Source organism: Pseudonocardia sp. DSM 110487, from assembly GCF_019468565.1.
In the GTDB taxonomy this organism is placed as follows: domain Bacteria; phylum Actinomycetota; class Actinomycetes; order Mycobacteriales; family Pseudonocardiaceae; genus Pseudonocardia.
In genome coordinates this window covers 5,682,883-5,696,953 of the sequence record NZ_CP080521.1, presented here as the reverse complement: position 1 = coordinate 5,696,953, position 14,071 = coordinate 5,682,883, and the positions used below count along the sequence as shown (strand labels likewise).

The 14,071-nt window shown below is 72.8% G+C and carries 13 protein-coding genes; 8 read left to right on the top strand and 5 right to left on the bottom strand.

Annotated elements, in window-relative coordinates; genetic code table 11:
- Positions 1-12: 12 nt before the first annotated feature.
- The 4 genes from K1T35_RS26535 to K1T35_RS26520 all read right to left on the bottom strand — a co-directional run bounded on the left by K1T35_RS26535 (position 13) and on the right by K1T35_RS26520 (position 3,571).
- Positions 13-594 (bottom strand): TetR/AcrR family transcriptional regulator, encoded by a 582-nt coding sequence (locus K1T35_RS26535; RefSeq protein ID WP_220254537.1) that lies wholly within the window; start codon positions 592-594, stop codon positions 13-15.
- Positions 595-889: 295 nt separating this feature from the next.
- Positions 890-1,780, bottom strand: a complete 891-nt coding sequence (locus K1T35_RS26530) for a DUF4394 domain-containing protein (protein ID WP_220254536.1) — start codon at positions 1,778-1,780, stop codon at positions 890-892.
- Between the two features lie 163 nt (positions 1,781-1,943).
- A complete protein-coding gene (locus tag K1T35_RS26525; protein WP_220262876.1) occupies positions 1,944-3,203 on the bottom strand; it encodes an RNA polymerase sigma factor in 1,260 nt (419 codons plus the stop codon).
- A gap of 20 nt (positions 3,204-3,223) precedes the next feature.
- A complete protein-coding gene (locus tag K1T35_RS26520) occupies positions 3,224-3,571 on the bottom strand; it encodes a YciI family protein (RefSeq protein WP_220254535.1) in 348 nt (115 codons plus the stop codon).
- Between the two features lie 237 nt (positions 3,572-3,808).
- Between K1T35_RS26520 and K1T35_RS26515 the strand changes: the two genes are divergently transcribed.
- On the top strand, positions 3,809-4,717 hold the full coding sequence (locus K1T35_RS26515; protein WP_220254534.1) for an NmrA family NAD(P)-binding protein: 909 nt from the start codon (positions 3,809-3,811) through the stop codon (positions 4,715-4,717).
- A gap of 87 nt (positions 4,718-4,804) precedes the next feature.
- On the opposite strand, the gene K1T35_RS26510 is transcribed toward K1T35_RS26515, so the two are convergent.
- The gene (locus K1T35_RS26510; protein ID WP_220254533.1) at positions 4,805-6,340 is read right to left on the bottom strand and encodes a PucR family transcriptional regulator; all 1,536 of its coding nucleotides are present in this window, start codon (positions 6,338-6,340) and stop codon (positions 4,805-4,807) included.
- 94 nt (positions 6,341-6,434) lie between these two features.
- Between K1T35_RS26510 and K1T35_RS26505 the strand changes: the two genes are divergently transcribed.
- The 7 genes from K1T35_RS26505 to alc are packed head-to-tail and all read left to right on the top strand — an operon-like array spanning position 6,435 to position 14,050.
- Positions 6,435-7,307 (top strand): xanthine dehydrogenase family protein subunit M, encoded by an 873-nt coding sequence (locus K1T35_RS26505; RefSeq protein ID WP_220254532.1) that lies wholly within the window; start codon positions 6,435-6,437, stop codon positions 7,305-7,307.
- 1 nt (position 7,308) lies between these two features.
- Positions 7,309-7,776, top strand: a complete 468-nt coding sequence (locus K1T35_RS26500; protein ID WP_220254531.1) for a (2Fe-2S)-binding protein — start codon at positions 7,309-7,311, stop codon at positions 7,774-7,776.
- Complete coding sequence (locus K1T35_RS26495) at positions 7,773-9,110, top strand: 8-oxoguanine deaminase (protein WP_220254530.1); 1,338 nt, start codon at positions 7,773-7,775, stop codon at positions 9,108-9,110. The genes K1T35_RS26500 and K1T35_RS26495 overlap by 4 nt, the downstream gene beginning before the upstream one ends.
- Positions 9,107-11,395, top strand: a complete 2,289-nt coding sequence (pucD, locus tag K1T35_RS26490; protein WP_220254529.1) for a xanthine dehydrogenase subunit D — start codon at positions 9,107-9,109, stop codon at positions 11,393-11,395. Before K1T35_RS26495 ends, pucD begins: the two co-directional genes overlap by 4 nt.
- Before the next feature lie 11 nt (positions 11,396-11,406).
- Entirely contained in the window at positions 11,407-11,775 is a 369-nt protein-coding gene (locus K1T35_RS26485) for a gamma-glutamylcyclotransferase (RefSeq protein ID WP_370645138.1), read from the top strand.
- Positions 11,772-13,076: an allantoinase AllB gene (gene allB, locus K1T35_RS26480; protein WP_220254527.1), complete on the top strand. Its 1,305-nt coding sequence runs from the start codon at positions 11,772-11,774 to the stop codon at positions 13,074-13,076. Before K1T35_RS26485 ends, allB begins: the two co-directional genes overlap by 4 nt.
- Positions 13,076-14,050, top strand: coding sequence for an allantoicase (gene alc, locus K1T35_RS26475; RefSeq protein WP_220254526.1), 975 nt, complete (start codon positions 13,076-13,078; stop codon positions 14,048-14,050). Before allB ends, alc begins: the two co-directional genes overlap by 1 nt.
- The last annotated feature ends 21 nt before the right edge of the window (positions 14,051-14,071 follow it).

Genomic DNA, 14,071 nt, shown 5'->3' with positions numbered 1-14,071 from the left:
ATGCATGGATGGTCAGTCGGCTGCGGCGGCGAGGAGCGTGTCGAGGGCGCGGCGGGCGCGGTCGGCGGCGGAAGGGTCGGCGAGCAGGCGGCTCGCCAGGTGGAAGGCGAGCATCACGCCGAGCACGTCCTGGGCGAACTGCCGCGGGTCGGTGTCGGGTCGGAAGTGGCCCTCGCCGATGCCGCTCGTGAAGACCGTGGCGAGCGTGTCGGCCCAGTCCCGTTGCACGCGGACCAGGTGATCGCGCACCGGTCCGGGCTGGTCGTCGAGCTCGAACGAGGCGGCGGCGAGCGGGCAGCCGCCCTCGACGGAGTCCCACTCGAGCCAGCGCTCGAACAGGTCGCGCACCCGTGGCACGCCCCGAGGGGCCTTGACCGCGGGCCGGATGACCTCGTCGACGAACCGCTCCGTGCTGTGCTCGAGCACCTGCAGCTGCAGCGACTCCTTCGAGCCGAAGTGCGCGAAGAGGCCGCTCTTGCTCATCCCGGTCTGGGTGGCGAGCGATCCGATCGTGAGGCCGCCCAGTCCGATACGGCGCGCCAGTCGGCTCGCCTCGCCGAGGATGACCCCGCGGGTCGCCTCTCCCTTGCTCACGATCACATTTTTAGCACGACCGTTCGTATCGGTCCAGGAGGAATGCAGAAAGGGCGCGCCAGGGGCCGCCGCGCGCTCCCGCAACCCGGTTCGGTCCACGCCACCCGTCGACGGGGCGCGCGGACCGAGACGAGGTGTGTCGCCGCACGGGGTGCATGGCCGGGCGGTCGCCCGCGCACCCCGTCACGGGTGGCGCATCCCGTTCGCGCGCGCCCGTCCCGTCGACGGGACGCGTCGGCGCAGACGGGGTGCGCGAGCGGAATGAGGATGCGCTACTCCGACGACGACGCCGCTACTACGACAGAGCCACGGCGATGTCGGTGATGGTGCCGTCGAGGCGGTCGATCCGGGTCATCCGGCCGGTGAGGAGGTCGACCGAATGCAGCTCGTACCCGCTGCCGACCTGCACCGTGGCGTAGCCGGTGTTGACACCGTTCGCGTCGGTGTGGATGTCGAAGCCCCACCCGGCGTCGGCATCGACGCCGAGGCTGCCCGTCGGGGACAGCGTGCCGCCGTTGGCGGGGGCCTGCAGCGAGATCCGGCCCGCCGCGGCGTCGAGCACGAACAGCGACGTCGCGGTCGTGTCCTCGGTGTCGTTGTTGGTGTAGGCGGCGGACACCACTCCGTTGGCCGGCACGGTGCCGGTGGCGGGCGCTTGGGCCGGGTTGCTGAGTTTGGTGTCCGCAACGGTGTTCGGCAGCGGTGTCGTCGCGAACGGTTGGCGGAGGTTCTGCCCGGTGTCGCTGATGATCCGCAGCGCGTTCGCGGCGGGGTTGAAGTCGACGCCGAACACCTCGCCGTCCAGCGGCACCGACAGCTCGCCGACCTTGGTGGCGGAGCCGGTCTCGGTGATCGAGTACAGCCCGCCCTCGTCCCCGACGCCGTAGAGCAGGCCGTCCTGGACTCGGTAGTCGATGCCGACCAGCCGGGCATCCCCGGCCATGCCGGACACCGTCGCGGGCTCGCCGACGGGCGCGGGGTCGGCGGTGGTGAAGCGCACCAGCGAGGTTCCGTCGACCAGGCCGACGACGTCCACGGCAGCGGCGGCGGCGCCGGCGGCGGGTCTGGACGGGTCGCCGACGGGGGTCGCGGCCGCCGCGGGGGTGCTCGGGGTGTTGCCGGCGCACGAGGCGGTCGCGACCAGGGCCGCGCCGGCGATCAGGGTGGTCTTCCACGATGTGCGCATGGAGATCTCCAGGTGTCGGGGAGCGGATCTCTCCGGTGGGTACGGAAGGGAGCTGTCACGCGTTCACGAAACGGGGGAGCGCGCCGCTCAAGGGACGTTCCCGCGCGCCCGGCGGCCTGGGACCCAGGACATGAACGGGCCGTCGCCTCGGCCCGCCTGCAGCTCACATCTGGAGTTGATCGAGGCGATGGGTGAGGTAGTCGCGCTCGATGGTGTTCTCGGTCAGGAGCAGCGCTTCTTCGTAGGCGGTGCGGGCGTCATGGGTGCGCCCGAGGCGGGCGAGGAACTCGGCGCGGGCGGCGGCGAGGTAGCCGTAACCGGCGAGCTGGGGCTCGATGGTGAGTGGGTCGAGTGCATCGAGGCCGGCGGCGGGACCGTCGGCGAACCCGACCGCGACGGCGCGGTTGAGCGCGACGACAGGTGAGGGCCACAGGGCCACAAGCAGGTCGTAGAGCCCGACGATCTCGCGCCAGTCGGTCGTGTCCCAGCTCTCGGCTTCGTCGTGGACTGCGGCGATGGCGGCCATCAACGCGAACCGCCCTGGAGGCCGACGGCGCAGGGCCTCGCGGACCAGGGCCATTCCCTCGGTGATCGCGTCGTGGTCCCAGCGGGCCCGATTCTGGTCGGCGAGCAGCACGAGCTGTCCGTGTTCGTCGAGACGGGCGCCACGGCGGGCGTCGGTGAGCAGGATCAGCGCCAGCAGCCCGGCGATGTCGGTGTTGGCGGGTAGCAGGGTGCGCAGCATCCGGGCCAGGTCGAGGGCGCGCTCGACCAGATCGCGGCGGATCAGCTCGGCGCCGGCGGGCGCGGCGTGGCCAGTCGTGAACAGCAGGTGCACCACCTCGCACACCGACGCCACGCGGTCGGGCAGCTCCTCACGCGCGGGCACCCGGTACGGAATCCGCGCCTGAGTGATCTTCTTCTTGGCGCGGGTGATCCGGGCGGCCATGGTCGACTCGCTGACCAGGAAAGCGCGGGCCACCTCGGCGGTGGACAGTCCGCACAGCAGCCGCAGGGTCAGTGCCACCTGAGCGTCGCGGGAAAGGGTGGGGTGGCAGCAGGTGAACACGAGCCGCAGCCGCTCATCGCCGATCTCGGCCCCACCGAGCCGCTCCTCATGTCCCTGGTCGAGTCCCTCGTCGGTGCTGGTCTCGACGAGCAGGGGCAACGCCCGGGCCGCGGTGGCCTGGCGGCGCAGCAGGTCCAGCGCGCGGCGGCGCGCGGTGGTGGTCAACCAGGCCCCGGTGTTGCGGGGGACGCCGTCAGTGGCCCAGGTGGCCAGGGCTTTGGCGTAGGCGTCTTGGACGCATTCCTCGGCCAGATCCAGGTCGCGGGTGACGCGCACCGTCGCGGCGAGCACGAAGGCCCACTCGCGGCGGTGCGCGTCAACGACCGCGGCGCCCACCCGCGGGTCCACTGTCATCACGCGGCGTCCTCGGGTGGTCAGTCGAAGGTGCGCACGGGCCGGACCTCGACCCCGCCGGCGAACGTCGGAACCTGCTTGGCGATGGCCACGGCCCGGTCGAGGTCGTCGGCCTCGATGAGGTAGTAGCCCACGAGCGCCTCTTTGGTCTCGGCAAACGGGGCGTCGGTGACGCTGAACCCGCCTCCGCCGTCCGGGCGGATCGAGGTGGCGGTCGCGGTGGACTGCAGGGCGTTACCGCCGTGCAGCGCCGTCTCTTGCGCGGCCATGAACCGCTGGTGGTCGGCCAGCAGTCTCCCGGACTCCTCCTGGCCGGCGCCGGCCAGCGCGCTCTCGTCGTCGTAGATCAACACCAGGTACTGGGCCATCGGTTCATCCTTCCCGTCGTGCCCGCCACTCGGGCCCTCCACTCACCTCGACGCGCGAGCAGGGACCGCATCGACATCGACGCCGCGCCGAAAATCCTCCTCGCCGAGATTCTCCGGGCGCGCTGTCGATCCCGGCTACTGCCGGGCGTCGGCAGAGGTGAGACCCGGTCACGGCGAGTGCCGGCCAGCATCTCGCCCAACCCGACCGCGTCCAGCCCGACGACGAGGGAGACCGCAATGACCGAGACAAGTTCGACGGCGTATTTGATTGTTGGCGCGGGTGGGAGTCATGGGGCGACGGGTAACCACGTCGCCCGACAGCTGCTGGCAAAAGGGCTACCCGTTCGAGCGTTTGTTCATCACGACGATGACCGCTCTGCCGCGCTCAAGGCGCTGGGCGCGCAGATCGTTGTCGGTGACGTCGGCGACTTCAACGCCGTACGTGCCGCCCTCGAAGGCGTGCGGCGTGCCTACTTCACCTATCCACTCGCCGACGGCCTCCTCGCGGCGACAACAACGTTCGCCGCCGCCGGAAGACAAGCGGGCGTTGAGTCGATCGTGAACATGTCACAGATGACCGCCCGCCCGGATCACGCCAGCCCGGCCGCCCGCGGACACTGGCTTGCCGAGCGCGCACTCGACTGGTCCGGGATCGGCGTAACCCACATTCGCCCGCCCTACTTCCTGGAGAACCTACTCACCATCGCCAACCCGGCAGCCATCCGAGCCGATGGCAAGATCTACCTGCCCTACGGCCATGGCAGACATGCCCCGGTCGCCGGCGAAGACCTCGCCCGCGTAGCCGTGGGAGTCCTGATCGATCCCGGCCGACACCACGGTAAGACTTATGTTGCGACCGGCCCGGTGTCAATGTCCATGTCCGAACAAGCCGACACGTTCAGCCGCGTACTCGACCGCCCGATAGAGTACGTGGACATTCCCGTCGAGAACTGGCGACGGGCCCTGTCCCAGGGCGGAGCCCCCTCACTGCTGGTCAAGCACCTCTGCCATGTAGCCGAAACCCACAAACACGGTGAACAGGACATGGTCACCGACGTCGTCGAGACAGTCGGCGGCACACCACCAAAATCCCTCGAAACATTCATTCGTGACAACCGCGCCGCTTTCGAGCCCACCACGGCCTGAACGCACCGAAGCCCGCGCATACCGGAGATGCCCGGGTCGAGGACACCACCTGGACTCCGCTCGCTACGGCCAGAGCTCTTCGGGACACTAGAGCGAGCGGAGCGCGAGGTACACGTCCACCCGGTCCGGAAGCTCCGCCAGGTTGCGGCCCGTGAGTTCCTCCACTCGGCCGATCCGGTAGCGGACGGTGTTGACGTGCAGGTGCAGCCGCTGGGCTGCCCGGCTCCACGACCCGGAGCACTCGAGGAACGCTTCCAGGGTCTCGCGCAGGCCGGCGCCGGTGCGCGCGTCGTAGTCCAGCACGGGCTCCAGCACGCGAACCGCGAACGCGCGGCGCACCTCGTCGGGCACGGCGGCGAGCAGTGCCACGTGCGAGGTGACCTCGCCACCGGTCACGACGTGCACCGCGCCGGGACGACGGGCGGCCAGCTCGCGGGCGTGCCGGGCCTCCTGCAGCGCGCCGGAGAGGGCCTCGATCGGCGCGGGACGGCTCAGGCCGACCGTCAGCCGGTCCGTCCCGAGCCCGGGAGCGAGCCGGTGCAGGGCGGCACCGAGCACGGCGGGTGTGTCGGCCGGTCCCGCGGGCAGCAGCGCCACCGCGAGCCTGTCGTGCACGCCGACCGCGGGTGGTCCGACGTGCGTCGCGGCGTCGACGAGCACGGATCGGGCCGTCTGCACGCGCTCGGGCGTCCCGAACCCGGCCACGGCGACGACGAGCGGCACGTCCGGGTCGAGGCCCGCCTGCCGCAGCCGCACCGCCACCTCCGGCCGGTGCGCAGAGCCCGCCGCCACGAGTCCGATCGCGTCCTCGGCGATCTCACGGGCCAGCCGCAGGCCCTCGCCACGGCGGGCTCGGTCGAGCGCGGTGATCGCGACCAGCTCGCCAACGGTGTCGCCGACTTCGGTGTCCCAGCTGGTGCAGTCGCCGTCGGCGGCCACGAACCACGACGTGATCCGCTCCTCCGACGCGGGGCCCACCGGGAACACCGACCGTTCTGCACCCGGTACGACCGCGGGAAGCCGATCCGCGGTGAGGAACGTCGTGACGGCGGCGTCCAGGTCGTCGCCGGTGAGCGGCGCCGGCCCCGCCACGACGGCCCGTCCCGTGGCGGAGAGCACCCGGATCGCCACGCCGGTGGCCGCCGACACCTCGGCCGCCAGCTCGTCGAGCCCGAGCCCACCCGCGACCGCCGAGAGCAGTCGCCGCTGCCGGCCGAGGGTGTGCGCGAGCCGGTCGCCGCGTGCGGCCGTCAGCGCCCCGACCACCAGCTCGGTGACCGCCGCGAACGACACCTCCTCCGGCACGGCGAGCAGGGGGAGGTCGTGGCGGCGGCAGGCCTCCACCAGGTCGTCCGGGATGCCGTGGAACACCGCCTCGCCGGCGGCGAGTGCGACGGCCCCCGCGCCGGCCACGGCGGCGACGAACCGCTCGCTGTCGGCCGGCTTCCGTCGCCAGACCAGCCCGCTGATCACCAGCTCGCCACCGGACAGGTAGCGGGCCGGGTCGATCAGGTCCGTCGTGTACACCCAACGGACGGGCCGATCGAGCGTGTCCGGGGCGCTGCCCGCATGCAGCAGCCGCAGCCCCAGTGCGGGGTGGGCGAGCAGGTCGCGCAGCTGCATTGGAGGAACCTACAACCCGTCCGGGGTCCGGGGTCGGGTGATTCGTCACCGCGGCGACTTCTGCGTGTCGCGGGAAAGGGCTCTACTTCTCGGCATGGACTTCCTCGCGCCGACGACGTGGGCCGACGCCCTCGCGGCGAAGGCCGAGCAGCCGGACGCCGTGCCGGTGGCGGGCGGCACCGACGTGATGGTCGAGATCAACTTCGACCACCGGCGCCCGGCCGCCCTGCTCGACCTCACCCGCGTGCCCGACCTGCAGGAATGGGACATCCAGGACGACGGGCGGGTGCGGCTCGGGGCCGGCGTCACCTACACCCGCATCATCGACGAGCTGGGGGACCGGCTGCCAGGGCTCGCGATGGCCGCCCGGACGGTCGGATCGCCGCAGATCCGCAACCGCGGCACGGTCGGCGGCAACCTCGGGGCGGCATCGCCCGCCGGGGACAGCCACCCGCCGCTGCTGGCGGCCGATGCCGAGATCGAGGTCGCCTCGCTGCGCGGGGTCCGGCGCATCCCGGCCGCGGAGTTCTACACGGGCGTCAAGCGCAACGCCCTCGCCGCGGACGAGCTGATCGCGGCCGTCCTCATCCCGGCGGCCGCCGGGCCGCAGCAGTTCTGCAAGATCGGCACCCGGAACGCGATGGTGATCGCGGTGTCGGCGTTCGGGTTGGCACTGCACCCGCAGCGGGAGGCCGTCGGCACCGGGATCGGCTCGGCGGCCCCCACTCCACGCCGAGCCGTCGCCGCCGCGGATTTCCTGGCCGGCGAGCTGGCCGCGGCTGGGCTGTGGGCGTCCCGCGGCGCGCTGCCCGAGGGCCTCGCCGTGGAGTTCGGGCGGAAGGTCCGCGACGCCGCCGCCCCCATCGACGACGTGCGCGGCAGCGCCGCGTACCGCCTGCATTCCCTCTCGGTGATGGCGCGGCGCGCCGCCACCTGGGCGTGGGACGACTACCGGAGGGCCGCCTGACATGAAGATCGAACTGACGATCAACGGCGAGCGCCGCGAGGCCGACGACGTGTGGGAGGGCGAGAGCCTGCTCTACGCCCTGCGCGAGCGGCTCGGCCTGCCCGGCTCCAAGAACGCCTGCGAGCAGGGCGAGTGCGGCTCCTGCACCGTCTACCTCGACGGCACCCCGGTCTGCTCGTGCCTCGTGGCCGCCGGGCAGGCCAACGGGCGCGAGGTCACCACCGTCGAAGGGCTCGGTTCCGGGGAGGAGTTGCACCCCGTGCAGCAGGCCTTCCTGGAGCAGGGGGCCGTGCAGTGCGGCTTCTGCACGCCGGGCCTGATCGTCTCCACGCACGACCTGCTACAGCGCAACCCGCAGCCGTCCGACCCGGAGATCCGGGAGGCACTGGCCGGGAACCTGTGCCGCTGCACGGGCTACGAGAAGATCATGGATGCCGTGCGGACCGCCGCGGCGGAGCGTGCCGAATGATCGTCATCGAGGGGGCGCACGTCGTCACGGTCTCCGGTGCCGAGTACCCGGACGGGCACGTCGTCGTGGAGGGCAACCGGATCACCGCCGTCGGCGCGGGGCCGGTGCCGGAGCGCGCGGGCGTGGTCGTCGACGGTCGCGGCTGCTTGCTGACCCCGGGTTTCGTCAACACCCACAACCACCTCTACCAGTGGGTCACCCGCGGCCTCGCCGTCGACTCCACGCTCTTCGAGTGGCTCACCACCCTCTACCCGGTGTGGGCCGGCATCGACGAGCGCGCGGTGCACGTCGGCGCGAGCGGGGCCCTCGGCCAGCTCGCGCGCACCGGCTGCACCACCAGCACCGACCACCACTACGTCTTCCCGCGCGAGGGCGGAGACCTGCTCGGCGCCGAGATCGCCGCGGCCCGCGAGGTGGGCCTGCGCTTCCACCCCACGCGCGGCTCGATGGACCTCGGGCAGCGCGACGGCGGGCTCCCTCCCGACCACGTCGTGGAGGACCGCGACGCGATCCTCACCGCCTCGGAGGAGGCGATCGACCGCTGGCACGACCCGTCGCCCGGCTCGATGCTGCGGATCGGCCTCGCGCCGTGCTCGCCGTTCTCGGTGACCGGCGAGCTCATGCGGGAGGCGGCCGAGCTCGCCCGACGGCGCGGCGTGCGGCTGCACACCCACCTCGCCGAGACGCTCGACGAGGAGGACTTCTGCCGCGAGCGGTTCGGCTGCACCCCCCTCGAGTACGCCGAGAGCCTCGGCTGGACCGGCGAGGACGTCTGGTTCGCCCACGCGATCCACCTCGACGACGCGGCCGTGAAGAAGATCGGCGACACCGGCACCGGCGTGGCGCACTGCCCGTCCTCCAACGCCCGGCTCGGCGCCGGCATCGCCCGCACCCGCGACCTGCGCGACGCGGGCGCCCGGATCGGGCTCGGCGTGGACGGGGCGGCGAGCAACGAGGCCGGCAGCCTCCTGGAGGAGGTCCGGCACGCCGTGCTCTTCGCCCGCGCCGTCGGCGGCCCCACCGCGCTCACCGTGCGCGACGGCCTCGAGCTCGCCACGCTCGGCGGCGCCGCCGTGCTCGGACGCACCGACGAGCTGGGCTCCATCGAAGTCGGCAAGCTGGCCGACCTCGCGCTCTGGCGGATCGACGGCCCTGCCCACGCCGACATCGCCGACCCCGTAGCAGCGCTCGTGCTGGGCGCCCCACCGCCCCTGGAACTGCTGCTCGTCGACGGGCGCGCGGTCGTCGAGCGCGACCGGGTACTCACCGTCGACGCGGACGCGCTGGCCCGCGAGGCCGAGGCCGTCCACCGCGAACTGCTGGAGAAAGCATGACCAGTACCGAGACATCACCCGCCGGAACCCGCACCTCGGGCCGGATCGGGGACAGCCCGCTGCGCCCGGACGGCACGCTGAAGGTCACCGGCGAGTTCGCGTACGCCAGCGACCTGTGGCACGACGACATGGCCTGGGGCGTCACCCTGCGCAGCCCGCATCCGCACGCCCGCATCCTGTCGATCGACATCGGTGAGGCCCTGGCCGTGCCCGGCGTGACCGCCGTGCTCACGGCAGGCGACGTGCCGGGGGAGAACTCCGTCGGGCTGGAGCACCAGGACACCCCGGTCCTGGCCGGCGATGTGGTCCGCTACCAGGGCGAGCCCGTAGCCCTGGTAGCGGCCGACCACCCCGAGACGGCGCGGCGGGCCGCGAAGCGGATCGTGGTGGAGTACGAGCCGCTGCTCGCCCTCACCGACCCGCGCAAGGCTCTCGACCCGGACGCACCTCAGGTGCAGCCGGGCGGGAACCTCGTGCGGCACCTCAAGGTCCGCCGCGGCGAGGAGAACCCGAGCGCACCCGTCGTGGTCGCGCTCGACTTCGAGGTCGGCATGCAGGACCAGGCCTTCCTCGGGCCCGAGTCCGGGCTCGCCGTGCCCGCGGAGGACGGCGGGCTGGACCTCTACGTCGCCACCCAGTGGCTGCACGTCGACCAGCGCCAGGTCTGCCGGGCGCTCGGGATGGCCCCGGCGAAGGTGCGGCTGCACCTCGCCGGGGTAGGCGGTGCGTTCGGCGGGCGTGAGGACCTCTCGATGCACGTCCACGCCTGCCTGCTCGCGCAGCACACCGGCAAGCCGGTGAAGATGAGCTACAACCGCGAGGAGTCGTTCTTCGGGCACGTGCACCGCCACCCCGCGTGGCTGCACTACGAGTTCGGCGCCGAGCGCGACGGCACCCTCGTCTACGCGAAGGCCGACCTGCTCTTCGACGGTGGCGCCTACGCCTCGTCCACGCCCGCGGTCGTCGGCAACGGCGGCACGCTCGGGCTGGGCCCGTACCGGATCCCCAACGTGCACGTCGACGCGCGCGGCGTCTACACGAACAACCCGCCCTGCGGCGCGATGCGCGGGTTCGGCTGCGTGCAGGCCGCGTTCGCGCACGAGGCGCTGATGGACGAGCTCGCCGACACCGTCGGCGTCGACCGGGTGGAGATCCGCGCCCGCAACGGCATGCGCGAGGGCGACCACAACATCACCGGCCAGCTCATCGACTCCGCCGCCCCGGTGGCCGAGCTCATCCGCAAGGTGCGCGACCTGCCCCTGCCTCCCGAGCCCGGAACCGAGCGCGATCTGCGGGAGCTCCCGGGCGGGGTTTCCAACACCACCCACGGCGAGGGCGTGGTGCGCGGGGTCGGCTACGCCGTGACCTACAAGAACGTCGGGTTCTCCGAGGGCTTCGACGACTACTCCACCGCGCGGGTGCGGCTGCAGGTCACCGGCGGGGAGCCGGTGGCCACCGTCCTCACGGCGGCCGCCGAGGTGGGACAGGGCCTCATCACCGTCGAGCAACAGATCGTGCGCACCGAGTTGGGCGTCGACCGCGTCGTCGTGGCGCCGAAGGACACCAGCGTCGGCTCCGGTGGCTCCACCTCGGCGTCGCGGCAGACCTACGTCACCGGTGGCGCGGTCAAAGCGGCCTGCGAGGCGGTGCGGGCCTCGGTGCTCGGACGGGCGGCCACGCTGCTCGGCCGCTCCGGCCTCCGGCTGGACGGCGACAAGATCGTCGACGTCGGCGGCGAGGTGCTCGCCGACCTCGTGGAGGTGCTCGGCGACGAGGTCGTCGAGGAGACCGTCGAGTGGCGCCACCGGCCCACGTACCCCGTCGACCCCGAGACCGGCCAGGGCACGGCCCACGTGCAGTACGCGTTCTCCGCGCACCGCGCGGTCGTGGACGTCGACGTGGAGCTGGGCCTGGTGAAGGTCGTCGCGCTGGACACGGCGCAGGACGTCGGCAAGGCGATCAACCCGGACGCCGTGATCGGGCAGATCCAGGGTGGCAGCGCGCAGGGCATGGGCCTCGCGCTGATGGAGGAGATCGTGGTGGCGGACGGGATCGTGAAGAACCCGTCGTTCACCGACTACCTGATCCCGACGATCCTCGACATGCCCCCGATGAAGATCGAGGTTCTCGAGTACGCGGACCCCCACGCCCCCTACGGTGTGCGTGGGGTCGGCGAACCGCCGACGATCTCCAGCGGCCCCGCCGTCGCGGCCGCGATCCGGGAGGCGACGGGGCGCGCCCTGCGCCGCGTCCCGATCCGGCCCGAACACATCACGGGGGTCTGACAGTGCCACGGATGTTCCTCAACGGAACCGCCATGTCGGGCGGCGCCGATCACCACCTCGTGGGCGACGCTCCGCTGGTGGACCGCACCACCACCGCGCCGCGCTACCGCTTCCACGCCGTCGGCGGGAAGTACCCGGCCCTGGAAGACGTCGGGGAGGGCGGCGCGGCCGTCGAGGGCGAGGTCTACGACCTGTCCTACGAGCAGCTGCGCGAGGTGCTGCTCCCCGGTGAGCCCGACGGGCTGGAGCTGGGCGTGGTCGAGCTGGCCGACGGAAGCGGGTCACTGGCGATGATCCTGCGCCGGGAGTATCCGCAGCTCCCGCCGCTGGAGGACATCTCGGGGCTCGCGAGCTGGCGGGCTTTCCAGGAGAAGCAGTGATCGTCTTCCGGGCGCGGCGGGCCGTCGTCGAGGGCGTCGAACAGCCCGCAGCCGTGCTGGTCTCCGGTGAGCGGATCGAAGCTGTGCTGCCGTTCGACCTCCCGGTCGACGCGCGGGACGTGGTCCTCGCCGACGACGAGGTGCTGCTCCCCGGGTTGGTCGACACCCACGTGCACGTCAACGAGCCGGGCCGCACCGAGTGGGAGGGCTTCGCCACCGCCACCCGGGCTGCCGCGGCGGGCGGCGTCACGACGATCGTGGACATGCCGCTCAACTCGCTGCCCCCGACCGTCGACGTGGCGGCCCTGCAGACCAAGCGGGCGGCGGCCGACGGGCAGTGTGCTGTGGACGTCGGGTTCTGGGGCGGGGCGATCCCCGGCAACGCGGGCGAGCTCGCGAAGCTGCACGCCGAGGGTGTCTTCGGCGTCAAGTGCTTCCTGCTCGACAGCGGGGTGCCGGAATTCCCGCCGCTCGACGCCGACGGGCTGAAGGCCGCGCTCTCCGCGGTGGCCGAGTACGAAGGGCTGCTGATCGCCCACGCCGAGGACGGCGAAGCGATCCGGCCCGCGGCCGGCCGCCGGTACGCCGACTTCGTGGCCTCCCGGCCCCCGGAGGCGGAGGACGGGGCGATCGCGATGCTCCTGCGGCTGGCCCGCGAGACCGGGGCGCGCGTGCACGTGGTGCACCTGTCGGCGGCGTCCGCGCTGCCGCTGCTGGCCGCGGCCCGCGCCGAAGGGCTCCCGGTGAGCGTCGAGACCTGCCCGCACTACCTCGCGCTCACCGCCGAGGAGGTGCCCGACGGCGACACCCGGTTCAAGTGCTGCCCGCCGGTGCGGGAGGCGGCCAACCGGGACGCGCTGTGGCAGGGCCTCGCCGACGGCGTGCTCGACATGATCGTCTCCGACCACTCGCCGTCCCCACCCGACCTCAAGCACCTCGACACCGGCGACTTCGGCACCGCGTGGGGCGGCATCGCGTCGCTGCAGGTCGGGCTGCCGGTCGTGTGGACCGAGGCCCGACGGCGCGGGCACGGGATCACCGACGTCGTCGAGTGGATGGCGCACGCGCCCGCCGCGCGCGTCGGGCTGCACCACAAGGGCCGGATCACCGCCGGTGCCGACGCCGATCTCGTCGTCTTCGCGCCGGACGAGCCCTACACGGTGGGGGAGCTGCACCACCGGCACGCGGTCACCCCGTACGCCGGCCGGGAGCTTCAGGGCGTGGTGCGCCAGACCTGGCTGCGCGGCGCGCCGGCCGGCGGGACGCCGCGCGGGCGGCTGCTGCGACGAGGAGAGAGCTGATGGCAGATTTCCGGGAGCTGCCCGATCTCGCGCTGCGTTCGCTGGGCGGCGCGGTCGTGTACGCCAACGACGACGCGTTCGCCGCGAAGGAGAACCTGATCACCCCGGGCCGGCCGGTGTTCGACCCCACCACGTTCGGCTCGCAGGGCAAGGTCTACGACGGCTGGGAGACGCGTCGCAGGCGCTCGCCGGGGCACGACGAAGCGATCGTGCGGCTGGGGGCGTCCGGGGTGGTGCACGGGGTCGTGGTCGACACGGCCTGGTTCACGGGCAACTACCCGCCCGAGATCGGGGTGGACGGCGCATGCGCCGACGGGCTCGCCGACGTGGCCGCGCTCGAGTGGGAGCCGCTCGTGCCCCGCTCGGCCGTGTCGGGTGACAGCGAGAACGCGTTCGCCGTCGAGAACCCGCGCCGGGTCACCCACGTCCGGCTGCGGATCTTCCCGGACGGCGGGGTGGCGCGGCTGCGGGTGCACGGCGAGGCGCTGCCCGACCCCTCGCTCCTGGACGTGCTCGGCACCGCCGACCTCGCCGCCCTCGAACACGGCGGCCGGGTGGTGGCCTGCTCGAACGCGTTCTACGGCTCCCCGAACAACCTGCTGCTGCCCGGCCCCGCCCGCACCATGGGCGAGGGCTGGGAGAACGCCCGGCGCCGCGACGACGGCAACGACTGGGTCGAGGTTGCGCTCGTCGCCGAGGCCGAGCTGGTGCTGGCCGAGCTCGACACGAGCTGGTTCCTGCACAACGCGCCCGGCTGGGCCGCGCTCACCGGCCGCACCGCCGACGGCGGCACGGTCGAGCTGCTGCGCCGCACCGCGCTGCAGCCCGACACGCGACACCGCTTCCGGGTTCCCGCCACCGCGGTGACCCACGTCCGGATGGACGTCTTCCCCGACGGCGGCATGGCCCGCCTACGGCTACACGGCGCGCTCACGCCGAAAGGCCGCACGGAACTGGCTGCCCGCTGGTCCTAGTGTCCCGAACCGGAGGTCTCA